Annotated in this window: 17 protein-coding genes and 1 pseudogene; 10 read left to right on the top strand and 8 right to left on the bottom strand. The window is 39.4% G+C overall.

The annotated features are described in order from the left end of the window. Positions 1 to 58 precede the first annotated feature (58 nt). On the top strand, positions 59 to 520 hold the full coding sequence (locus AOB46_RS05920) for an Lrp/AsnC family transcriptional regulator (protein ID WP_062697253.1): 462 nt from the start codon (positions 59 to 61) through the stop codon (positions 518 to 520). A 182-nt stretch (positions 521 to 702) separates the two neighbouring features. On the opposite strand, the gene argH is transcribed toward AOB46_RS05920, so the two are convergent. The 8 genes and pseudogenes from argH to AOB46_RS05880 all read right to left on the bottom strand — a co-directional run bounded on the left by argH (position 703) and on the right by AOB46_RS05880 (position 9,303). Continuing rightward, complete coding sequence (gene argH / locus AOB46_RS05915; protein WP_062697251.1) at positions 703 to 2,007, bottom strand: argininosuccinate lyase; 1,305 nt, start codon at positions 2,005 to 2,007, stop codon at positions 703 to 705. A gap of 219 nt (positions 2,008 to 2,226) precedes the next feature. Next, positions 2,227 to 3,309 (bottom strand): M20 family metallo-hydrolase, encoded by a 1,083-nt coding sequence (locus AOB46_RS05910; RefSeq protein ID WP_062697249.1) that lies wholly within the window; start codon positions 3,307 to 3,309, stop codon positions 2,227 to 2,229. After that, positions 3,284 to 4,076, bottom strand: a pseudogene (gene argB, locus AOB46_RS05905) (acetylglutamate kinase). The gene AOB46_RS05910 and the pseudogene argB overlap by 26 nt, the downstream one beginning before the upstream one ends. A 102-nt stretch (positions 4,077 to 4,178) precedes the next feature. Continuing rightward, positions 4,179 to 5,129: an N-acetylornithine carbamoyltransferase gene (locus tag AOB46_RS05900; protein ID WP_062697344.1), complete on the bottom strand. Its 951-nt coding sequence runs from the start codon at positions 5,127 to 5,129 to the stop codon at positions 4,179 to 4,181. 57 nt (positions 5,130 to 5,186) lie between these two features. After that, complete coding sequence (locus AOB46_RS05895; protein ID WP_062697247.1) at positions 5,187 to 6,326, bottom strand: aspartate aminotransferase family protein; 1,140 nt, start codon at positions 6,324 to 6,326, stop codon at positions 5,187 to 5,189. 61 nt (positions 6,327 to 6,387) lie between these two features. After that, a complete protein-coding gene (argC, locus tag AOB46_RS05890) occupies positions 6,388 to 7,353 on the bottom strand; it encodes an N-acetyl-gamma-glutamyl-phosphate reductase (protein WP_062697245.1) in 966 nt (321 codons plus the stop codon). Between the two features lie 104 nt (positions 7,354 to 7,457). Continuing rightward, positions 7,458 to 8,654, bottom strand: coding sequence for an argininosuccinate synthase (locus tag AOB46_RS05885; RefSeq protein ID WP_062697243.1), 1,197 nt, complete (start codon positions 8,652 to 8,654; stop codon positions 7,458 to 7,460). Further along, a complete protein-coding gene (locus tag AOB46_RS05880) occupies positions 8,626 to 9,303 on the bottom strand; it encodes a GNAT family N-acetyltransferase (RefSeq protein ID WP_062697241.1) in 678 nt (225 codons plus the stop codon). The genes AOB46_RS05885 and AOB46_RS05880 overlap by 29 nt, the downstream gene beginning before the upstream one ends. A 161-nt stretch (positions 9,304 to 9,464) precedes the next feature. On the opposite strand from AOB46_RS05880, the gene AOB46_RS05875 reads away from it, so the two are divergent. From AOB46_RS05875 to acs, 9 genes are all read left to right on the top strand, one after another. Next, positions 9,465 to 9,881 carry a helix-turn-helix domain-containing protein gene (locus AOB46_RS05875; protein WP_062697239.1) on the top strand — a complete coding sequence of 139 codons (417 nt, stop codon included), beginning with the start codon at positions 9,465 to 9,467 and terminating at the stop codon, positions 9,879 to 9,881. Between the two features lie 162 nt (positions 9,882 to 10,043). Next, entirely contained in the window at positions 10,044 to 11,423 is a 1,380-nt protein-coding gene (locus AOB46_RS05870) for a hypothetical protein (protein ID WP_062697237.1), read from the top strand. Positions 11,424 to 11,463: 40 nt separating this feature from the next. Then, complete coding sequence (locus AOB46_RS05865; RefSeq protein WP_062697236.1) at positions 11,464 to 13,044, top strand: MFS transporter; 1,581 nt, start codon at positions 11,464 to 11,466, stop codon at positions 13,042 to 13,044. A gap of 43 nt (positions 13,045 to 13,087) precedes the next feature. Beyond that, entirely contained in the window at positions 13,088 to 13,315 is a 228-nt protein-coding gene (locus AOB46_RS05860; protein WP_062697234.1) for a DUF6814 family protein, read from the top strand. Positions 13,316 to 13,381: 66 nt separating this feature from the next. After that, positions 13,382 to 13,576, top strand: a complete 195-nt coding sequence (locus AOB46_RS05855) for a hypothetical protein (protein WP_062697232.1) — start codon at positions 13,382 to 13,384, stop codon at positions 13,574 to 13,576. Continuing rightward, positions 13,569 to 16,271 (top strand): ATP-binding protein, encoded by a 2,703-nt coding sequence (locus AOB46_RS05850; RefSeq protein WP_062697230.1) that lies wholly within the window; start codon positions 13,569 to 13,571, stop codon positions 16,269 to 16,271. The genes AOB46_RS05855 and AOB46_RS05850 overlap by 8 nt, the downstream gene beginning before the upstream one ends. A 9-nt stretch (positions 16,272 to 16,280) precedes the next feature. Further along, positions 16,281 to 16,643 (top strand): response regulator transcription factor, encoded by a 363-nt coding sequence (locus AOB46_RS05845; RefSeq protein WP_062697228.1) that lies wholly within the window; start codon positions 16,281 to 16,283, stop codon positions 16,641 to 16,643. 67 nt (positions 16,644 to 16,710) lie between these two features. Next, entirely contained in the window at positions 16,711 to 18,597 is a 1,887-nt protein-coding gene (locus AOB46_RS05840) for an AMP-binding protein (RefSeq protein ID WP_062697226.1), read from the top strand. Between the two features lie 40 nt (positions 18,598 to 18,637). Beyond that, positions 18,638 to 20,566, top strand: a complete 1,929-nt coding sequence (acs, locus tag AOB46_RS05835; RefSeq protein WP_262486713.1) for an acetate--CoA ligase — start codon at positions 18,638 to 18,640, stop codon at positions 20,564 to 20,566. Positions 20,567 to 20,607: the final 41 nt, after the last annotated feature.

The raw sequence follows: 20,607 nt of genomic DNA, 5'->3' as shown, positions 1-20,607 counted from the left end.
GGTTCTTTCCTTATTTTCATTTATAAATACTATTTTTGTTTCAACTCAAATTTATTTTATGGATTTAAAAGACAAAATGATTCTCAGCATTATCCAGGAAGACTCTACTTTATCTGTTAAGGAAATATCAGAAAAGATTGGTCTTACCTTCACTCCTACGTATGAACGGATCAAACAGCTGGAGAAGCAGGGCATCATTGAGAAATATGTAGGTCTTTTAAACCGTGAAAAGCTGGGTCTGAATATCGTGGTTTACTGCAATGTCCGTTTAAAGGAGCAATCTCAGAAAGTTCTGGAAACTTTTGAGAAAAATATTGGTAAACATGATGAAGTACAGGAGATCATCAGTCTTTCCGGCGAATATGATTATATGCTTAAAATTATCGCTAAGGATATTAATTCCTATAATGACTTCGCGGTTAATGTTATTTCAAATATTCCTAATATCGGACAGTACCACAGTTCTATTGTGCTTCACGAGGTGAAGAAGTCTACCAAGTTTAAAATTGATCTGGAATAATTTTTAATCATTTAATCATTCTTTCAATTCATCACAAGGCTGGACAAATCCATCCTTTTCATTTAAAAATGCTTCGACTCCGCTCAGCATGACAGCATTGTAAAATGATGGCTGTTATCTGAGCTGCCAGCTGAACGAAATCGAAACTTTAACAGATCTTCAATACATCATATATTGTAAGATCAACCCAATAATTTATTTTTCAGTTTATTGAACTGGTATTCTATTTTATCCAGACAGAGATTTCCGATGCTTCCCTGGTGGGTATGATTCAGCTCTCTTATTTCAAAATCAAATTCATTGTTTTCAATTTCCTGCCCTACTTTGATATATGCATCCCGGAATGAGCTTCCGTTTTTCACTTCTTCATTGATTTTTTCTACACTAAACAGGTATTTATATTTTTCATCTTCAAGAATTCCTTCTTTCACCTGAATATTCGGGAGGGTATAATTTAATATTTCCAGGCATTCTTTTAATGAGTCAATAGCAGGAAAAAGAATCTCTTTGGTAAGCTGTACATCTCTGTGATAGCCTGACGGAAGATTGTTGATAAGCAAAATCAATTCATTCGGAAGCGACTGAATTCTGTTACACCGGGCACGAACCAGCTCAAAAATATCCGGATTCTTTTTATGGGGCATAATGCTGCTTCCTGTGGTAAATTCTTTTGGAAAACTGATGAAATCAAAGTTCTGACTGAGATAGAGACATACATCATAAGCAAATTTCGAAAGTGTCCCGGCCAAAGCAGCCATAGACATGGCCAAAAGTTTTTCCGACTTTCCTCTGGTCATTTGAGCGTATACCGAATTATAATTCAATGACTGAAATCCCAGGTTATAAGTGGTGCTTTCACGGTCGATCGGAAATGAAGAGCCATACCCGGCGGCTGAACCTAAGGGGTTTTTATTAATGATGTTTTTCACTGAAAAAAGCAGCTCAACATCATCCAGCAGGGCTTCAGCGTAAGCTCCGAACCACAATCCGAAGGAAGACGGCATTGCGATCTGCAAATGGGTATACCCAGGAAGCAGTACGTTTTTATGCTGGTCAGCAAGTCCGGTAAGAATCTGAAAAAACTCATCGGTAAGGGTTGTGATCTCACGGATCTCATCTAAAAGATAGAGTTTAATGTCTGTCAAAACCTGATCATTACGGGATCTTGCGGTATGGATCTTCTTTCCGGTATCGCCTAATTTTTCAATGAGTATCGCTTCAATCTGGGAATGAATATCCTCAGCATCTTTATCGATCTCAAAGTAACCGTTCTCAATATCGTTCAGAATGGTTTCCAAAACGGAAAGCATCTGTTTTGACTCTTCCCCGGAGATAATTCCGGTTTCTGCCAGCATTTTACAGTGAGCCATTGAGCCTTTAACATCATATTTTGCCAGACGTTCATCGAAGTCAAGGTCTTTTCCGACCGTAAAGTTATTGACTAATATATTGGTAGCAAGATTATCCTTTTGCCATATTTTTTTCATAAATAATTATTTAATATTGTTTCAGCGGCCCGACAGGGATCCTTAACTATACTGTTACCAGTAAAAAAACTATTAAAAAACATCTCCACATTTAAAAGCTTTTGTCTTTAATTTTTCTTTTTGCATAAATCCTTATTAAAAACTCCACTTTAATTTCCTGCCGAGCACAGCTAAAACATGTATTGTTGATGAGAAGAGGTAATTTCAGTCTCTTCTTTTTTATAAAACCTGTTCCAGAATCCGGATATAGATTTCAATTCCTTCTTCTATTTCCTTTATATAGATGTATTCATCTGCTGTATGGGAGCGCCTGCTGTCGCCGGGGCCTATTTTTACGGAGGTACACGGAATGATCGCCTGATCTGAGGAGGTAGGTGAACCGTAAGTGGTCCTTCCTATTCCCAATCCGGCCTGCACAAACGGATGATCCATTTCGATCTTTGAGGAATTGAGCCGGAAAGACCTCGCCCTGAGTTCTGATTTCATCTGTGACTGAATGATTTCAAACGCTTCTTTATTGGAATATTCATCGGTAACTCTTACATCCAGCGTGAAAGAACATGATTCCGGGACAACGTTATGCTGCACGCCGGCATGAATTCCTGATAAGGTAATTTTTACCTCACCCAGATATTCTGAGATCTTAGGAAACCTGAAGTTTAAGATCTGCTGAAGATCTTCCATACATTTTATAATGGCGTTGTCATTGTTTGGATGAGCAGCGTGAGAAGGAGTTCCTTTCATTTCGCCATCAATAACCAGAAGTCCTTTTTCCGCGATCGCCAGATTCATCTGCGTGGGTTCTCCTACAATAGCAAGCTCCACATTGGGTAGCTGCGGAAACAGGGCTTCAATCCCATCAAATCCTGAAATCTCCTCCTCTGCTGTCAAAGCAATAACTAAATTATATTTTAAATCTTCTTTTTCATAAAAATGTAAAAAAACCTGAGCCATAGAAACTAAAGAAGCTCCTGCATCATTACTCCCCAATCCGTACAATTTTCCATCTTTTTCTATCGGCAGAAACGGGTCCAGTGTATATGCTTTGTTGGGTTTTACCGTGTCATGATGGGTATTCAGCAGAACTGACGGTTTAAATACATCAAAGTTTTTATTCACCGCCCAGATATTGTTTTTGAAACGTTTTGTAGGGATCTGGTGTTTTCTGAAGAAGCTTTCAATTTCCATTGAGGTATTAAACTCATCTTTGCTGAATGAAGGAATTTCAATCAGTTTTTTAAGCAATTCTACTGCGTTGCTCAATAATTCTTCTTTATTATAAACAGATTTCAGTTCCTGCATGATGATCTTCTATATGGTTTTTGAGTTCGGTTTCTTTAATCAGAAACACTTTATTTACATTATTTTTTATAGCTCCAAGAGCGTTCTCCAGCTTAGGAAGAATTCCTTTGTGAAGCTTTCCCTGTTCTTTCAATGCCAGAAATTTTTCTTCAGAAACATTTCTGATTACGGATTCCGGATTATTAATATCTTCTAAAACTCCCTCTTTATCAAAACAGTATAATAATTCCACCTGATATTTTTCCGAAAGAGCCTGTGCCATCACAGAAGCAATAGTATCTGCATTGGTATTGAAAAGATTTCCTTTTTTATCATGGGTAATCGCAGAAAATACAGGAATAAGATCAAGCTTAATTAATTTTGAAATCAGCTTTTTATTCACACTTTTCTTATTAATATCCCCTACATATCCGAAGTCAATTTCAGGATGCTCTCTTTTTTTTTGCTTTAATTAAATTTCCGTCTGCTCCTGAAAATCCTATGGCGTTGCATTTTTTCTGCTGCAATTTTTCAACAATCTTCTTATTGATTCCGCCTGCATATACCATCGTTACAATATCCAGCGTCTCTTTATCCGTAATTCTTCTTCCATTAATCATTTTTTGTTCTACACCAAGCTTATCGGCCAGAGTTGTAGCCAGCTTACCCCCTCCATGAACAAGAATTTTTTTTTCCTTGATTCCGGAAAACTGCTCCAGAAACTGGTTTAACAATTCTTCATCGTCAATCAGAGCGCCTCCTATTTTTATGATGTACAGCTTGTTCATTACTGATTATGGTTGTTTTTTGATATTATATGGGCAAAGTTTGGCAGGATTTAATCCCGCCCTTTGCTCAATTATTCCTTTGGAACGCTTTTGTTTTTGTTATTATATGTTGTCCAGAATTTCACTGAAGACAGCCTGGGCAGAGAATATCCGGTTTTTTGCCTGCTGATAGATAATGGAATTTTCACCATCCATAACCTCATCGCTCAGCTCTACATTTCTGCGGACAGGAAGACAGTGCATTACTTTTACATTATTGGTATTTTTGAGTTTTCCAGTTGTCAGCATCCAATTTTCATTTACTTCGGGCATAGCAGCGTAGTCCTCAAAAGAGGACCAGTTTTTAACATAAATAAAGTCTGCATCTTTCAATGCTTCATCCTGATCATGAATAATTTTAACCTCTTTTGTGAAATTCTTATCCAAATCATAGCCTTCCGGATTGGTGATCACAAAATCTACATTCATTTCCTGCATCCATTCTGCAAAAGAGTTTCCTACTGCCTGTGCAATCGGCTTGATATGAGGGGCCCAGGTGAGAACAACTTTTGGTCTGCGTTCTTCTTTCCAGTTTTCGGTAATCGTAATACAGTCTGCCAGGCTTTGCAAAGGATGGCGGGTTGCTGATTCCAGAGAAATCACAGGAACTTTTGCGTGTTTTTCAAACTGACTCAAAATGCTTTCGTTAACATCATCTTGTTTATTTTTCATTCCTGCAAAGCATCGCACTGCAATGATATCGCAATATTGATTTAGTACTTCAATAGCATCTTTGATGTGTTCTACGGTATCCCCGTTCATTACAGCACCATCGGCAAATTCGAGGTTCCAGGCTTCCTGCGCAGCGTTTAAGGTCAATACATTCAATCCTAAATTCTGGGCGGCGATCTGGCTGCTTAAACGGGTTCTCAGACTTGAGTTCAAGAATACCAGACCTATTGTTTTACCTTTTCCTTTCTCTGTTTCTGAAAGAGGATTTTCTTTAATTTTTAATGCTTTCTTTATAATGTCCTGTAAGTTTTCCACATCACTTACAGAGGTGAACTTTTTCATTTGGTAATTTCTGTTTTTAATGGATAAATGGTATACCCATTTCATTTTAAATTGATTTTAGATTTTCTCCAATACTGTCTTTAAAGCATTGATGAAAAGATCTGTTTCCTCTTTTTTGATATTCAGGGCTGGAAGAATCCTCAACACATTTTTATCATTGGAGTTCCCTGTGAAAATACGATGGTTATAGAGCAGATTTTTCCTCACCTCCGAACAGTCTCTATCCAGCTCTATTCCTATCATCAAACCTTTCCTTCGAACAGATCTGATATGTGGCAGATCTTTAATTTCATCTTCAATATACTTACCCCTGTGCTGAGCATTCTCAATAAGGTTTTCATTTTTCATTACATCCAGAACAGCGATTGCTGCTGCACAGGCCAGATGATTTCCGCCAAATGTTGTTCCCAACAGGCCGTTACTTGCTTCAAATTTCGGATGAATCAGCACTCCTCCAATCGGGAAGCCGTTCCCCATTCCTTTCGCTGTTGTAATCATATCCGGTTCAATCCCAAATTCCTGATGTGCAAAGAAATATCCGCTTCTTCCATATCCTGACTGCACTTCATCAAGAATAAGAGCGGCATTGTATTTCTCACACAATTCTTTAATTCTGGAAAGAAATCCTGCCGTAGGAATCATAATTCCTCCTACCCCCTGAATACCTTCAATAATCACGGAAGAAATTTCATTTCCGTGGATTTCAAATACTTCTTCAAGCTGCTCTATATTATTCCAGCCGGATTTGATAAATCGTTCTGAAAAGTTGACCGGAGCTACAATTTTCGGATTATCTGTTACTGAAACCGCAGCAGAAGTTCTTCCATGAAATGACCCTGAAAAATAAAGCACTTTACTTTTCCCATTATGGAAAGAGGCCAGTTTTAAGGCATTTTCATTAGCTTCAGCACCTGAATTACACAGGAATAAATTATAATTTTCATATCCGGAAATACCTCCCAGCTTTTCAGCCAGTTCACTTTGCAGATTATTCTGTACAGAGTTGGAATAAAATGAAATTTTTTCCAGCTGATCTTTAAGTTTATTTTGATAATACGGATGGTTATGGCCAATTGAAATTACGGCATGCCCACCATAAAAGTCAAGATATTTTTCTCCTTTATCATCCCAGAGAAAAGACCCCTGAGCCTTAACCGGATTTATATTAAATAACGGATATACGTTGAATAAATTCATTTTGTTTTTTTAATTAATTTTTTTTCCCTGAAACAAAAATTCAAGACCGGAAACCTCCGCTTTAAAATGCAATTGGCTTCAAATTCAGCCCCAGGTTTTCTTCCCAACCCATCGCAATATTCATATTCTGAACTGCCTGTCCGGAAGCTCCCTTTAACAAATTGTCAATCGCCGTGTGAATAACTGCTACATTTCCACTTTTCTCAATATGAATCACACAGCGATTGGTATTGACAACCTGTTTTAAGTCAATTGCTTTTTCACTTACCTTTACAAAAGGTTCATCTGCATAAAAATCCCTATACAACTGACTGATATCTGAAAGTACTAAATCTGTCTTCACCATGGAGCTTGTAAAAATCCCTCTCGCAAAATCCCCTCTCCACGGAACAAAATTCAGGCTGACATCTTTATGGTTAAACGAAACCAGCTGTTTTAAAACCTCATCCACATGCTGATGCGTGAGTGTTTTATATGCTGAAATATTATCATTCCTCCATGTAAAATGGGTTGTCGCCTGTAAAGACTGTCCTGCACCTGTAGATCCCGTAATTCCTGTGGTAAAAACTTCGTCCAGCAATCCTTTTTCAGCCAAAGGCAGCAATGCCAACTGAATAGCTGTAGCAAAACATCCCGGATTCGCAATACTTTTGGCTCCCTCCAGATTTTTTTTGTTAAATTCAGGAAGTCCGTAGATAAAACTTCTGTTTCCACATTCTCCGTTCAAACGAAAATCGTTTCCCAGGTCAATAACCAAAGTTTCGTCCTTAACGGGATTCTGCTCCAGCCAATTCTGACTTTCCTTGTGAGGAAGACACAGAAAAAGAATGTCTGTTTCTTCCGGCTGATCCGTCAGAACATCCTCACAAACCGCCGTTAAATCCGGGTACAAATCTGAAATTTTTATTCCCGGATTGGAACGGCTATATAAAAAACTCAATGACACATGAGGATGAAAAGCCAGCAGGCGTACCAATTCGCTTCCTGTGTAGCCGTTAGCGCCTACAATTCCTACTGTTTTTTTCATTTTCCGAATGATATTCCTGTGTTAATAATGGTTGATGATTGATAGTTCATGGGTGATGGGACCAGGTCCTGTCTTCTGTTAAGTCGTTCCATCGGAGCTCCTTTTTATGATAATGTTGAATTCACCTGGTGGTATATATTCAGGGAATTGCTTACAATTTTTGTATATCCTTTTACATCTTCCCCGCTCCAGGCCCTGTTGGCTTCTCCATAACTTCCGAATTTATCGGACATCAGGTCATGGCTGGATTCAATTCCATTTAAAATAAACCTATAAGGATGAAGAGTTACAAATACTTTTCCACTTACCATTTTTTGGGAATCCGTTAAAAAGGTTTCGATATTTCTCATTACGGGATCTAAGAAAAGGGCCTCATGAAGCCAGTTTCCATACCAATCGGAAAGCTGGGATTTCATCATCTGCTGATATTTTGAAAGGGTATGTTTTTCCAGTAAATGATGAGCTTTAATAATTACGGCGGCTGCCGCTGCTTCAAAACCAACTCTTCCTTTGATTCCTACAATGGTATCTCCTACGTGAATATCCCTGCCAATCCCATACACAGAAGCCAGTTCTTCTATTTTCTGAATAGCATAAACAGGATGTTCAAAATACTCTCCATTCACAGCAGCCACTTCTCCGTTTTTAAATTCAATTTCCAGATCTGAAGGCTTGGTTTCTTTGATCTGTGAAGGAAAGGCCTCCTCCGGAAGATAATTTCTGGAAGTCAGCGTTTCTTTTCCTCCTACAGAAGTACCCCAAAGTCCTTTATTTACAGAATACTGTGCTTTATGGAACTCCATTTCATAGCCGTGTTTTTTTAAAAATTCAATTTCCTCTTCACGGGACAAAGCCATATCCCGGATTGGTGTAATGATTTCTACCGCCGGACACATCACCTGAAAAATCAGGTCAAAGCGAACCTGGTCATTGCCGGCACCAGTACTTCCATGGGCAATCGCATCTGCTTGTATTTCTGTTGCATATTTTGCAATCTCCTGTGCCTGAATGGTACGTTCAGCGCTCACAGACAAAGGGTACGTATTGTTTTTCAGCACATTTCCAAAGATCAGATATTTTACACAAGAATTATAATAATCTTCCTGAGCGTTTACACACCTGTATTCTTTCACCCCAAGGTTTAAAGCTTTCTTCTCCAGTTCTTTTTCTTCTTCTTTCGAAAAACCTCCGGTATTTACAGTAACCGCATACACATCATACCCAAGTGTTTCACTCAGATATTTTGCACAGTAAGAGGTATCTAAACCTCCGCTAAACGCTAAGATGACTTTCTTTTTCATCTGGATTCTTTTTATTATTTTTAATCGTCAGGTGGAACTCATCAAGAGAATCTTCAACACCTGCCTGGTGAATTTCATGATGATATTTATTTTCAGGCTGATCATCGGCAGCCCTGTTTGTTTTATTATTTTCAGGAACAAAAAGCATTGCTGTACAAAGACAGTTTTTACGTTCCTTCATCATTAATATTTCATAGTTCACACAGCTTTTGCATCCGTTCCAGAATTCCTCGTCCTGAGTAAGCTCTGAATAAATCACCGGTTTATAACCGAGATCACTGTTGATTTTCATCACCGCAAGTCCTGTTGTCAGCCCGAATACTTTTGCATCGGGATATTTATCCCTAGATAGCTGGAAAACTTTTTGTTTGATCTGAGTGGCCACCCCTCCGTTCCTGAATTTTGGTGAAACAATAAGCCCTGAATTGGCTACAAATTTCCCGTGCGACCAGGTTTCTATATAGCAGAAGCCTACCCACTCACCATTTTCAGTAGCTATAACAGCATTGCCTTCTGAAATTTTCTTACTCAAATATTCAAGGGAACGTTTGGCGATCCCTGTTCCTCTACGCTGTGCAGAATCGTACATTTCCTGCTGTATTTCACTCACATACATTAGATGTGCGCATGAGGAAATTTCTATTTCCATTTATTTATCTAAATTTTTTGGCAAATTTAAAATATAATTTCTTTTAAATCCAAATTAAAAAGATATTTTTTTTTGTTTTAAGAGAATAAACAGGTAAATTTATCTTTATTGAAAATTATATATTTGCTAAATTATTATATATTTGCTAAAAAGGTATAGTTATGGAAAATAAATGTCCCAAATGCAGTGGTTCTAAAATCGTAAAAAGCGGTATTATTAAAGAGAAGCAACGTTTTCACTGCAAAGACTGCGGGTATTACTTTACCGTTAAAAAACTCGGGAAACAAATTGATGATTACTATGTTACAAAGGCACTACAGCTCTATCTTGAAGGCCTAAGCTACCGTGAAATAGAAAGGATTATCGGTGTTTCTCATGTAACAATAAGTTCCTGGATTAAAAAATACAATATCACAAGGCCACCCCACTCAGAATTCCACCCGGTTTACAAAATATTGAAACAAAATGAGCTGATAGAATATATATCTCAAGAGGAAAACATAAGGAATTCAGGGATTATCATTACTCAGTTTGCGGACAAATACATGCTGATTAAATGGGAAAGGTTCAAGAAGTAGATGACAGATGACAGACGAATAAACAATAGAATTCAGGCCTAATTTTTACAGATTACACCTTAACAACTATACTATTAACACAAATATATATTAAATTTTCGTAAACAAATTATTAATTACAATTTGGCATCAATAAAAAACAACGCCAAAAATTGATAATTTATGAAGAAAATTCTTACATTCATAGGATTAGCCGTAATGAGCAGTTCTTTATACTCACAAGGCTCCCCGGATTATGGCAGCGGATTAAAATTAAACCTTAACCAGGACGGGGATAAATACATCCGGTTTATTTTATGGGACCAGTTCTGGCTCAGGAATACTCAGATGAATCCCGGAAGCATGGTAGCCGGCGAACCTTCAGACAACTCATGGAGCCTGGGAAACAGAAGATTACGGGCTTTAGCTTATGCCCAGATCTCTAAAAGATACATGATCCTTGCTCATTTCGGGATCAACAACCAAACCTTTATCAATGGAGGAGCATCAGGAACTTCCGGAACAGGCGGTTATGGAAATGGTAAAAAACCGCAGCTGTTTTTTCATGATGCCTGGAATGAATATGCAGTTATTTTACCCGGAGAAGCCGGAAAATTCAGTTTATCTTTAGGGGCAGGGCTTCATTACTACATGGGACTTTCCCGTATGACCATGGCTTCAACACTTAACTTCCTAACGGTAGACTCCCCTATTTTTTCCTGGCCCCTGATTGATAATTCAGACCAGTTCGCGAGACAGCTGGGAATGTTTGCCAAAGGAAAGTACGGAAAGCTGGAATACCGTTTCAGCTTAAATAAACCGTTTGCTACCGATCTTGTTCCGGTAAATGTAACAGATCCATCGAAAGCTGCGGCTGTAGATAATAATGGAAATCCAAGTTTTTCAAAGGCCGGATATGTAGAATACCAGTTTCTTGATGAAGAATCCAACACCCTTCCGTTTAAAGTAGGATCATACCTGGGAACAAAGAAAGTTTTCAATGTAGGCGCTGGTTTTTACCATCAGGCGGACGGTACAAGAACTTCCGTAAACTCAACTATCGAGAAGCATGACATCACCCTTTTTGCTGTAGATGCATTTGCTGATATTCCGCTGGGTGAAGCCAAGCACAAAATGGCCGTTTCTGCGTATGCCGGATATTACAATTATAATTTCGGTCCGAATTACATCAGGAACCTCGGAATCATGAATATCGCCGCAACAGACCCTAATTTTGTCGGGAATAAAGCTATTGCAGGCCCTGGAAATCTACAGCCAACCATCGGGACAGGTAATATTATCTACGCACAGGCCGGCTTACTCCTGCCTAATCAGGCAGAAAAGCCAAAAGTCAGAATTCAGCCTTTTGCAGCCTATACCCATAAAAACTTTGAAGCTTTCGACAAATCATCATCACAGTTTGACATAGGAGCTAACTGGTTTATCGATGGTCATCATGCGAAAATCACCACGCAATATTCAACAAGGCCGGTATATACAAACCCAACGGAAACCCCTTCTTCTAAAGGCGAATTCATTGTTCAGTTCCAAATTTACCTGTAACCCCATATTCATTTAAATTAACATCAAAAAATCAAGCAATATGAGCGAAAACCATCACGAAAACTACGAGAACATGACCGACAGGCAGAAAAACCGCACCATCTGGAGCGTTATTACAGCCTCTTCTCTCGGTACTTTGATAGAATGGTATGACTTCTATATTTTCGGAAGCTTAGCCATTGTTCTGGCAACGAAATTTTTCCCCGCAGACAATCCAACTGCAGCCTTTTTGTCTACACTGGCCACTTTTGCCGCAGGATTTGTGGTAAGACCTTTCGGTGCTCTGTTCTTCGGAAGATTAGGAGATATTATCGGAAGAAAATACACTTTTCTTGTAACGTTACTGATCATGGGATTCTCAACATTCCTGATCGGATGTATTCCCAGTTATGAAACGATAGGATTTTTAGCCCCCGTTCTGGTTCTTATTTTAAGACTTCTTCAGGGACTTGCCCTTGGCGGTGAATACGGCGGTGCAGCGACTTATGTTGCGGAATATGCACAACCCCACAGAAGAGGCTACTGGACTTCCTGGATACAGACTACTGCAACGGCAGGACTTTTCATTTCCCTGATCGTGATTCTGGTTACCAAAACATCTCTTTCCGCAGAAGAATTTGACCACTGGGGATGGAGGGTTCCTTTCTGGATCTCGATTCTTATGGTGGGAGTTTCTTATATTATCAGAAAAAACATGAAGGAGTCTCCGCTTTTTGCTAAAGCCAAAAGTGAAGGAAAGACCTCAAAAAACCCTTTAAAAGAGAGCTTTGGCAACAAATATAATTTCAAATTCGTTCTTCTCGCTCTTTTCGGAGCAGCTATGGGACAAGGGGTAATCTGGTATACCGGACAGTTTTACGCTATGAGTTTCCTGCAGAAAGTAATGAATGTTGAATCTGCACAGGTAGACTCCCTGATGGCAACAGCCTTATTTTTAGGAACTCCTTTCTTTGTCTTTTTCGGATGGCTTTCGGATAAAATAGGAAGAAAAGCAGTGATGATGACCGGAATGCTGGTGGCTATCTTAGCCTACCGACCGATATATGACAGTATGTTCAACAGCGTAAAGCTTGAGAACAAAACGGTTGCAGCCAATGGCATTACAGAAAAAAGGACCGCTAAAATTCATGATAAAATTGCTTCAGACAGTCTGATTACCTTCCACAAGGAAACACTTTATACGGATGGCACCTTAATTAAAAAAGACAGCGTTACCCATTGGTCGCCCGCAGGTCCTGTAATGAAAGACGGAAAAGCGGAAGAACCTAAAGTAACACAATCAGTCACACTGGCCGACAACACGAAATGGTACCTGATCTTCCTTGTATTTATCCAGGTAATATTTGTAACCATGGTTTATGGCCCAATCGCTGCTTTCCTTGTAGAAATGTTCCCGGTAAGAATACGTTACACTTCTATGTCACTGCCTTACCACATTGGAAACGGAGTATTCGGAGGGCTTCTCCCGGCTGTTGCCACATACCTTGTGACTGTAGGTAAAGATGCAGGCCATCCGACATGGTATCTTGAAGGATTATGGTATCCGATAGGAGTTGCTGCCGTGTGTTTAATCATCGGATTATTTTATCTTAAAAACAAGAACAATAATATTCACGATTAGGCATTGAATCACTCAAATTTTTATTAATTTTAAAACTACTAAAATGAACGGACTAAAAAAAATATTAGGCATACTCTGGATCGCTATTGCGCTGGTGGTGGGATATTTCGGAACCACGGTTTTAGGAATTCCCAAGATCACTTCGGGCAAACAGGAAGATCTGGTATTCGGTATCATCATTTTATTCGTCCTGATGCCGATTATTTCCGGAGGACTGGCGGTTTTCGGCTATTATGCCCTTACCGGAGAATATTCTGACGAGAAACTTTAAATATAAAAATAAATGATAATTGATGAATACTCAATGATTCATCAATTATCTTTATTCATGAACATAATGAAAAAAAGACACGAACAAAAACTGATTATCCTGAGTATAGGGCTGATGATTGCTTTCAGCATTCCTGTTTCTATGCTTTTTAACAGTGAGAGGGAGGTTTTCGGGTATCCGATGATCCTTGTTTACCTGTTCGCAGTCTGGATGATTTCCATCATTGTTTCTTTTGTAATCGTAAAAAGGTATGATGAGTAGCTTTGCATTATTTTTTGTAGTATTGTTTTACCTGGCCCTTTTGTTCTTAGTTGCCCACTTAGCAGAGAAGAAGAAGAGCAAGCTGTGGATTAACAACCCTTACATTTATGCCCTGTCTCTTGCAGTGTACTGCACGGCATGGACTTACTACGGAAGTATCGGCGTTGCAGCGACAAGCGGACTTAATTACCTCCCGATTTACATCGGCCCTATTATGATCATTCCGGCATGGATTTACATCAATACCCGGATCGTACGCATTGCAAGAATTAACAAAATAAGCAGCCTTGCGGATTTTATTTCTTTGAGATATGGAAACAGCAGAAGTTTCAGTGCCATTATTACGGTAGTCTGCCTGCTGGCTATTGTTCCTTACATCGGACTTCAGATCAAAGCCATTTCAGAAACCTTTCATCTCGTTACCGAAACGTCAATGTCTAATAATATCCTTACAGACAACGCAACATTTGTAGTGGTTCTGATTGCTTTATTTTCTTCTTATTACGGAACAAAATATGTGGATGCCTCAGAAAAGCGGCTGGGAATTATTTCAGCCATTGCCCTGGAAAGCTTTTTAAAGCTTTTTTTCATTATTATTTTAGGCGTTTTTGTCATTTATTTTGTATTCGACGGCTTTTCAGACATTTACCAGAAGGCAAGCCAATTTGAAGATTTCAAAGAAAAAAATACCTTCAATGGTATTGAAGATGCTATGAACTGGATGGTACTGTGCATGATTTCCGCAACAGCCATCTGTATTCTTCCAAGACAGTTTCACACTGCCATTGTAGAAAACAGACAGGAAAAACACATTAAAACCGCTATCTGGTTTTTTCCTCTGTACCTTTTAATCTTCACCATATTTATATTCCCGATTGCCTGGGGTGGAAGACTTATTTTTGACGGCCAGAAAGTAAATCCGGAGTTCTACTCTATCCTGATTCCCCAACATTTCGGCAATACCCTGATCACCGTTTTTGTATTCCTGGGAGGGCTGAGCTCATGCATCTCCATGATCATCATTTCTGCCATCACTCTTTCGATCATGCTTTCCAATAACCTCATCATTCCTTACGGACTGCTTGGAAAATTTAAATCTGAAAATGAGGTGCAGAATACAAGAAACATTACCAACATCAGGAAGTTCAGCATTTTCGCACTGATCATTATGGCTTTTGTCTTCTATAAATATTTTATCCTGAGAACTTCACTGGATTCTGTAGGCCTGATCTCTTTTGTGGTGATCGCACAGCTTGCTCCTGCATTTTTCGGAGCTATTTTCTGGAGACGGGGAAGCTATAAAGGCGCTATAGCCGGATTACTCGCAGGCCTTGCCATATGTTATTTCGGATTGATTATTCCTCAATATTATTTTTCTTATAATCAGGAGTTAAAAGGTGTTTTGAGAGATATGTATGATGCCTTCGGATTTTTCAGTATTCCTTATCTGAGCAGAATCTCACAGATCTTTTTCTGGTCTTTACTAATAAATACTGCTTTGTTTGCCATTATTTCCGTAAGCATTAAAGGAAATTACCGTGAGAGAAATTTTGCAGAGCTGTATGTAGATATCGACAAATATATTCAAAACCATGAAAATGCTTTCATATGGCGTGGAACCGCTTATGTTTCAGATATTAAAAATATTCTTGAAAGGTTTTTAGGCAAAAATAAAACAGAACAGGCGTTAAGGATCTTTAATTTAAAATACAACATTGATTCTCAAGCCGAAACCGCAGATTCAAGGTTTATCAAATTTTCAGAAAACCTTTTAGCCGGACGAATTGGAACCGCCTCTGCCAAAATCCTGATTGAAGGCGTAACGAAAGAAGACAAAATATCTTTAAAAGAGGTTTTAAATATTTTAGAAGAATCCAAAGAAAATATCACCCTTAACAAAAAACTCACGGAACAGTCTGAAGAACTGCAAAAATTATCCGATGACCTCAGAAATGCCAACGAAAGCCTGATCATCAAAGACCGTCAGAAAGACGATTTCCTTGACTCCGTAGCCCATGAATTGAGAACCCCAATCACCGCTATTCGTTCTGCGGGAGAAATTTTAGCCGATGATGACGATATTCCGATGGAGATTAAAAAAGAGTTTTTAAACAATATCATTACAGAATCCGACAGATTGAGCGAAATCATTAACGACATTCTTTATCTGGACAAACTTGAACATGGCGAAATTGCTTTAAATATTAAGGAAAACAACATTCTTGAAACCTATAAAAAAGCGGCCAGTCCCCTGCTCCATTTGATTCAGCAGAAAAACATTCATTTAAGCGAGGTGAATCTTCTTAATCAGTATATATTTGAATACGATGAAGCCAGAATGATCCAGCTCTTCCAGAATATTTTAGGAAACGCCCTGAAATTTACGGATGACCAGGGAACAATACAGACCAAATTATCACAAAAAGAAAACGAACTGATCATTAAAATCTTCAATACCGGAAGGCATATTCCTGAAGAAGACCTTGAAATGATCTTTGACAAGTTTTATCAATCTAAAAATCAAAACATTATCAAACCCACGGGAAGCGGTCTGGGACTGGCTATTTCCAGAAAAATCGTACAGGCCCATAAAGGAACCATAAAAGCTGAAAACAGCGGACTGGGCGTTACTTTTACCATCAATATGCCCGAAAAAATACTATTTGACAGTAGAAATGAAGTTGAACCCCTATAAAAATCTCTTATGAAAAAGATAATCATTGCAGATGATGAGCACAAAATATTAATGTCGCTGGAATACAGTTTTAAAAAGAACGGTTACGACGTCTATATTGCCAGAGACGGAACTGAAGTTCTGGATTTTTTAAAGACGATGACCCCGGATGTTATTCTTCTGGATATCATGATGCCAAACCTGGATGGATACAGCACCCTGGAAATCATTAAACAGGATGAAAGACTGAAAGACACCAAAGTCCTTTTCCTAAGCGCCAAAAATAACCCAAAAGATATTGAGAAAGGCCTTGAAATGGGGGCCGATGCTTATGTTACCAAACCCTATTCTATCAAGAAACTCATACAGCAGATTGAGGAAATGTTTGAATAAAAAAAAACAGGATTCAGAACAAAAACACAGCTCAGGATAATCCAAAAAAACGAAACACAGAATTGCCATGAATGCAGATCATTTATTTAAACAAAGCATAGAAAATAAAGAGAACTTCTGGGAAGAACAGGCCCGGGAGATTCAATGGACTGAATTCCCATCACAAATTCTCTCACACGATAAAAACAATTACCCTCAATGGTTTGCAGACGGAAAGCTCAATATGTGCCATCTCTGTATTGACCGGCATATTGAAGACGGCTTCGGAGAACAAACCGCCATTGTGTATGACTCTCCGGTAACCGGCCAGAAGAAAACCTACACATTCAATCAGGCAAAAGAGGAAATTTCTAAATTCGCCGGAGGACTGGCTTCTTTAGGCTTACAGAAAGGAGATACCGCTGTGATCTATATGCCGATGATTCCGCAGACGCTTTTTGCCATGCTGGCTTGTGCAAGAATCGGTGTGATTCACAATGTGGTTTTCGGAGGATTTGCCCCGCATGAACTTGTAGTAAGAATAGACGACTGCAAGCCCAAAGCTTTAATTACTGCTACCGCCGGAGTAGAAATTGCCAAAAGAATTCCTTACCTGCCTTTAGTAGAAAAAGCAATTGAACTGGCGCAGGATAAGGTGGATCACATTATTGTCTACAACAGAAAATTAGTGGATAACCAGCATGAAATGTTTGAAGGATTGATCGATTATGAGGAACTCGTTCAGCAATCTGCTCCGGCAGACTGCGAACCGGTAGAATCCACTCACCCTTTATACCTTCTGTATACTTCAGGAACTACGGGAAAACCTAAAGGAATTGTCCGCGATACCGGAGGATACGCCACTGCCCTGAAATTTTCCATGAAATATATCTACGGTATTGAGCCCGGAGAAACCTACTGGGCAGCTTCCGATTTTGGCTGGGCGGTTGGACACAGCTACAGCGTTTACGGACCACTGATCAACAGAAACACGACGATTATTTTTGAAGGAAAACCGATCATGACCCCTGATGCCGGAACTTTCTGGAGAATTATCTCTGAATATAAGGTATCAGCTATGTTTACAGCTCCTACCGCTATAAGAGCCATAAAAAAAGAAGATCCGGAAGGCGAACTAGTTAAAAAATACGATCTATCGTGCTTAAAAAAACAGTTTTTAGCCGGAGAAAGGTGTGATGTTGCCACTTTAGACTGGTTTGCCCAACATATCGGAGTTCCCGCCATAGATCACTGGTGGCAGACCGAATCCGGCTGGCCGATGCTGGGTTTAATCACGTTTGATGACCAATACAAAATTAAAAGAGCATCAGCCGGAAAGCCGATTCCCGGATATGATATTAAAATATTTGACGAAAACGGACTTGAACTCGATCCTCACCACGAAGGTTATCTCGTCATTAAACTTCCGCTTCCTCCCGGTGCTATGCTGGGAATATGGAATGATTATGAACGTTTCCAGAACAGCTACCTGTCACAATACAATGGCTATTACTTCTCGGGTGACGGAGCTATTCAGGATGAAGACGGCTATATTTTCATTACAGGAAGAGTGGATGATGTGATTAATGTAGCCGGACACCGCCTTTCAACTTCAGAAATGGAAGAAATTGTTTCATCCCATCCCGAAGTCGCAGAATGCGCGGTAGTGGGAATAGATGATGATCTTAAAGGCCAGGTCCCTTTTGCCGCAGTGGTTTTGAAAAACGGCTCAGCAGTTACGGAAGAACAGGTAGAAAAAGACATCATTCAGATGGTACGTGAAAAGATTGGAGCCGTAGCTTTTTTAAAGAATGCAATGGTTGTTAAACGATTACCTAAAACCCGTTCCGGAAAAATTCTGAGAAAACTGATCAGAACCCTTCTGGACGGAAAAGAATTCCAGATTCCCTCAACCATTGACGACGAGAAAATTATTGAGGAAATTCAGGAAAAAATCAGGGAATATAGGGCTTAAACGAAAAATTAAACATACATTTAATAGTAATAAAATTCAAATTTCAAAAAAACGAAAGGATATGAGAAATTACTTAATAGAAGATCTGCCTCACTATTTTGAAGAGTACAAAAAGTCTATCAAAAATCCTAAAAAATTCTGGGATAAAGTTGCAGACCAGAATTTCGTGTGGTACCAGAGATGGAGCAAGGTCGTTAAGTACGATATGAACGAAGCCAAAATCACGTGGTTTAAAAATGCCAAACTAAATATTACCAAAAATTGTCTGGACAGGCATCTTTCCGTAAGAGGCGACAAAACTGCCATTATCTGGGAACCTAATGATCCGAAAGAGGAGGCACAACATATTTCTTATAATGAGCTATATACCCGTGTGAACAAAACGGCAAATGTTTTACGCGAAATGGGAATTGAAAAAGGAGACAGGGTATGCATTTACCTTCCCATGATCCCGGAATTGGCGATCACCATGCTTGCCTGTGCTAAACTGGGAGCTGTACATTCAGTAATTTTTGCCGGATTTTCAGCCTCTGCCGTATCTTCCAGAGTGAATGACTGTGGTGCCAAAATGGTGATTACATCAGACGGAAGCTACAGAGGAAATAAAGTACTGGACCTGAAAAGCATTGTAGATGAAGCTCTGGAAAAAACACCAAGCGTAGAATCTGTTCTTGTGGTAAAAAGAACCCACAACGAAATAAAAATGAAAGAAGGCCGTGATTACTGGTTTTCTGACCTGTATGAAAAGGCCTCTGCTGATTTTGTAACCGTAATTATGGATGCTGAAGATCCGCTTTTCATCCTTTATACTTCAGGTTCTACCGGAAAACCGAAAGGAATGCTTCATACCTGTGCCGGTTATATGGTGTACACCGCTTACACCTTCAAAAATGTATTCAATTATAAAGAAAATGACATCTATTGGTGTACGGCAGACATCGGATGGATCACGGGACACTCTTACATTCTTTACGGGCCGCTTCTTAATGGCGCCACTACTGTAATTTTTGAAGGTGTACCTACTTATCCGCAACCGGACCGCTTCTGGGAAGTGATTGAAAAACATAAAGTCACCCAGTTTTACACTGCTCCTACCGCCATCCGTTCTTTAGCCAAAGAAAGCACAGAGTGGGTAGATAAGCATGACCTGAGCACCCTGAAGGTGATTGGTTCAGTTGGAGAGCCTATTAACGAAGAGGCATGGCACTGGTTCAACGATCATGTCGGGAAGAAGAAATGCCCTGTAGTAGATACCTGGTGGCAGACAGAAACCGGAGGAATCATGATCTCCCCCCTCCCGTTTGTTACACCTACAAAACCAACCTACGCTACTCTTCCGCTGCCGGGAATCCAGCCGGTACTGATGGACGACAAACGCAATGAAATTACAGGCAATCAGGTAACCGGAAATTTATGCATCCGTTTTCCATGGCCGGGAATCGCCAGAACCATATGGGGTGACCACCAAAGGTATAAGGAAACCTATTTTACCGCATTTCCGGGAAAATATTTCACAGGTGACGGTGCCCTGAGAGATGAAGTCGGATATTACAGAATTACCGGGCGGGTAGATGACGTGATCATTGTTTCCGGACATAACCTCGGAACTGCACCTATTGAGGACAGCATTAACGAACATCCGGCTGTTGCAGAATCTGCTATTGTAGGATATCCTCACGATATTAAAGGGAATGCCCTGTATGGCTTTGTAATCTTAAAAGAAAGCGGGGAAAGCCGTGATAAGGAAAATCTTAAAAAGGAAATTAATCAGCTAATCTCTGATCAGATCGGACCTATTGCCAAGCTGGATAAGATTCAGTTTGTTTCCGGACTGCCAAAAACGCGCTCAGGGAAGATTATGCGTAGAATCCTTAGGAAAATTGCGGAAGGCGACTTCAGCAACTTCGGGGATATTACAACTTTACTGAACCCTGAAATTGTGGATGAGATTAAAAACGAAAGAATTTAATTTTTAAAATGACAGGGAAAAGAAAACGGGCTTCGGTCCGT

This window comes from Chryseobacterium indologenes, assembly GCF_001295265.1.
GTDB lineage: Bacteria > Bacteroidota > Bacteroidia > Flavobacteriales > Weeksellaceae > Chryseobacterium > Chryseobacterium indologenes_A.
This window is presented reverse-complemented; position numbering and strand designations above follow the sequence as displayed.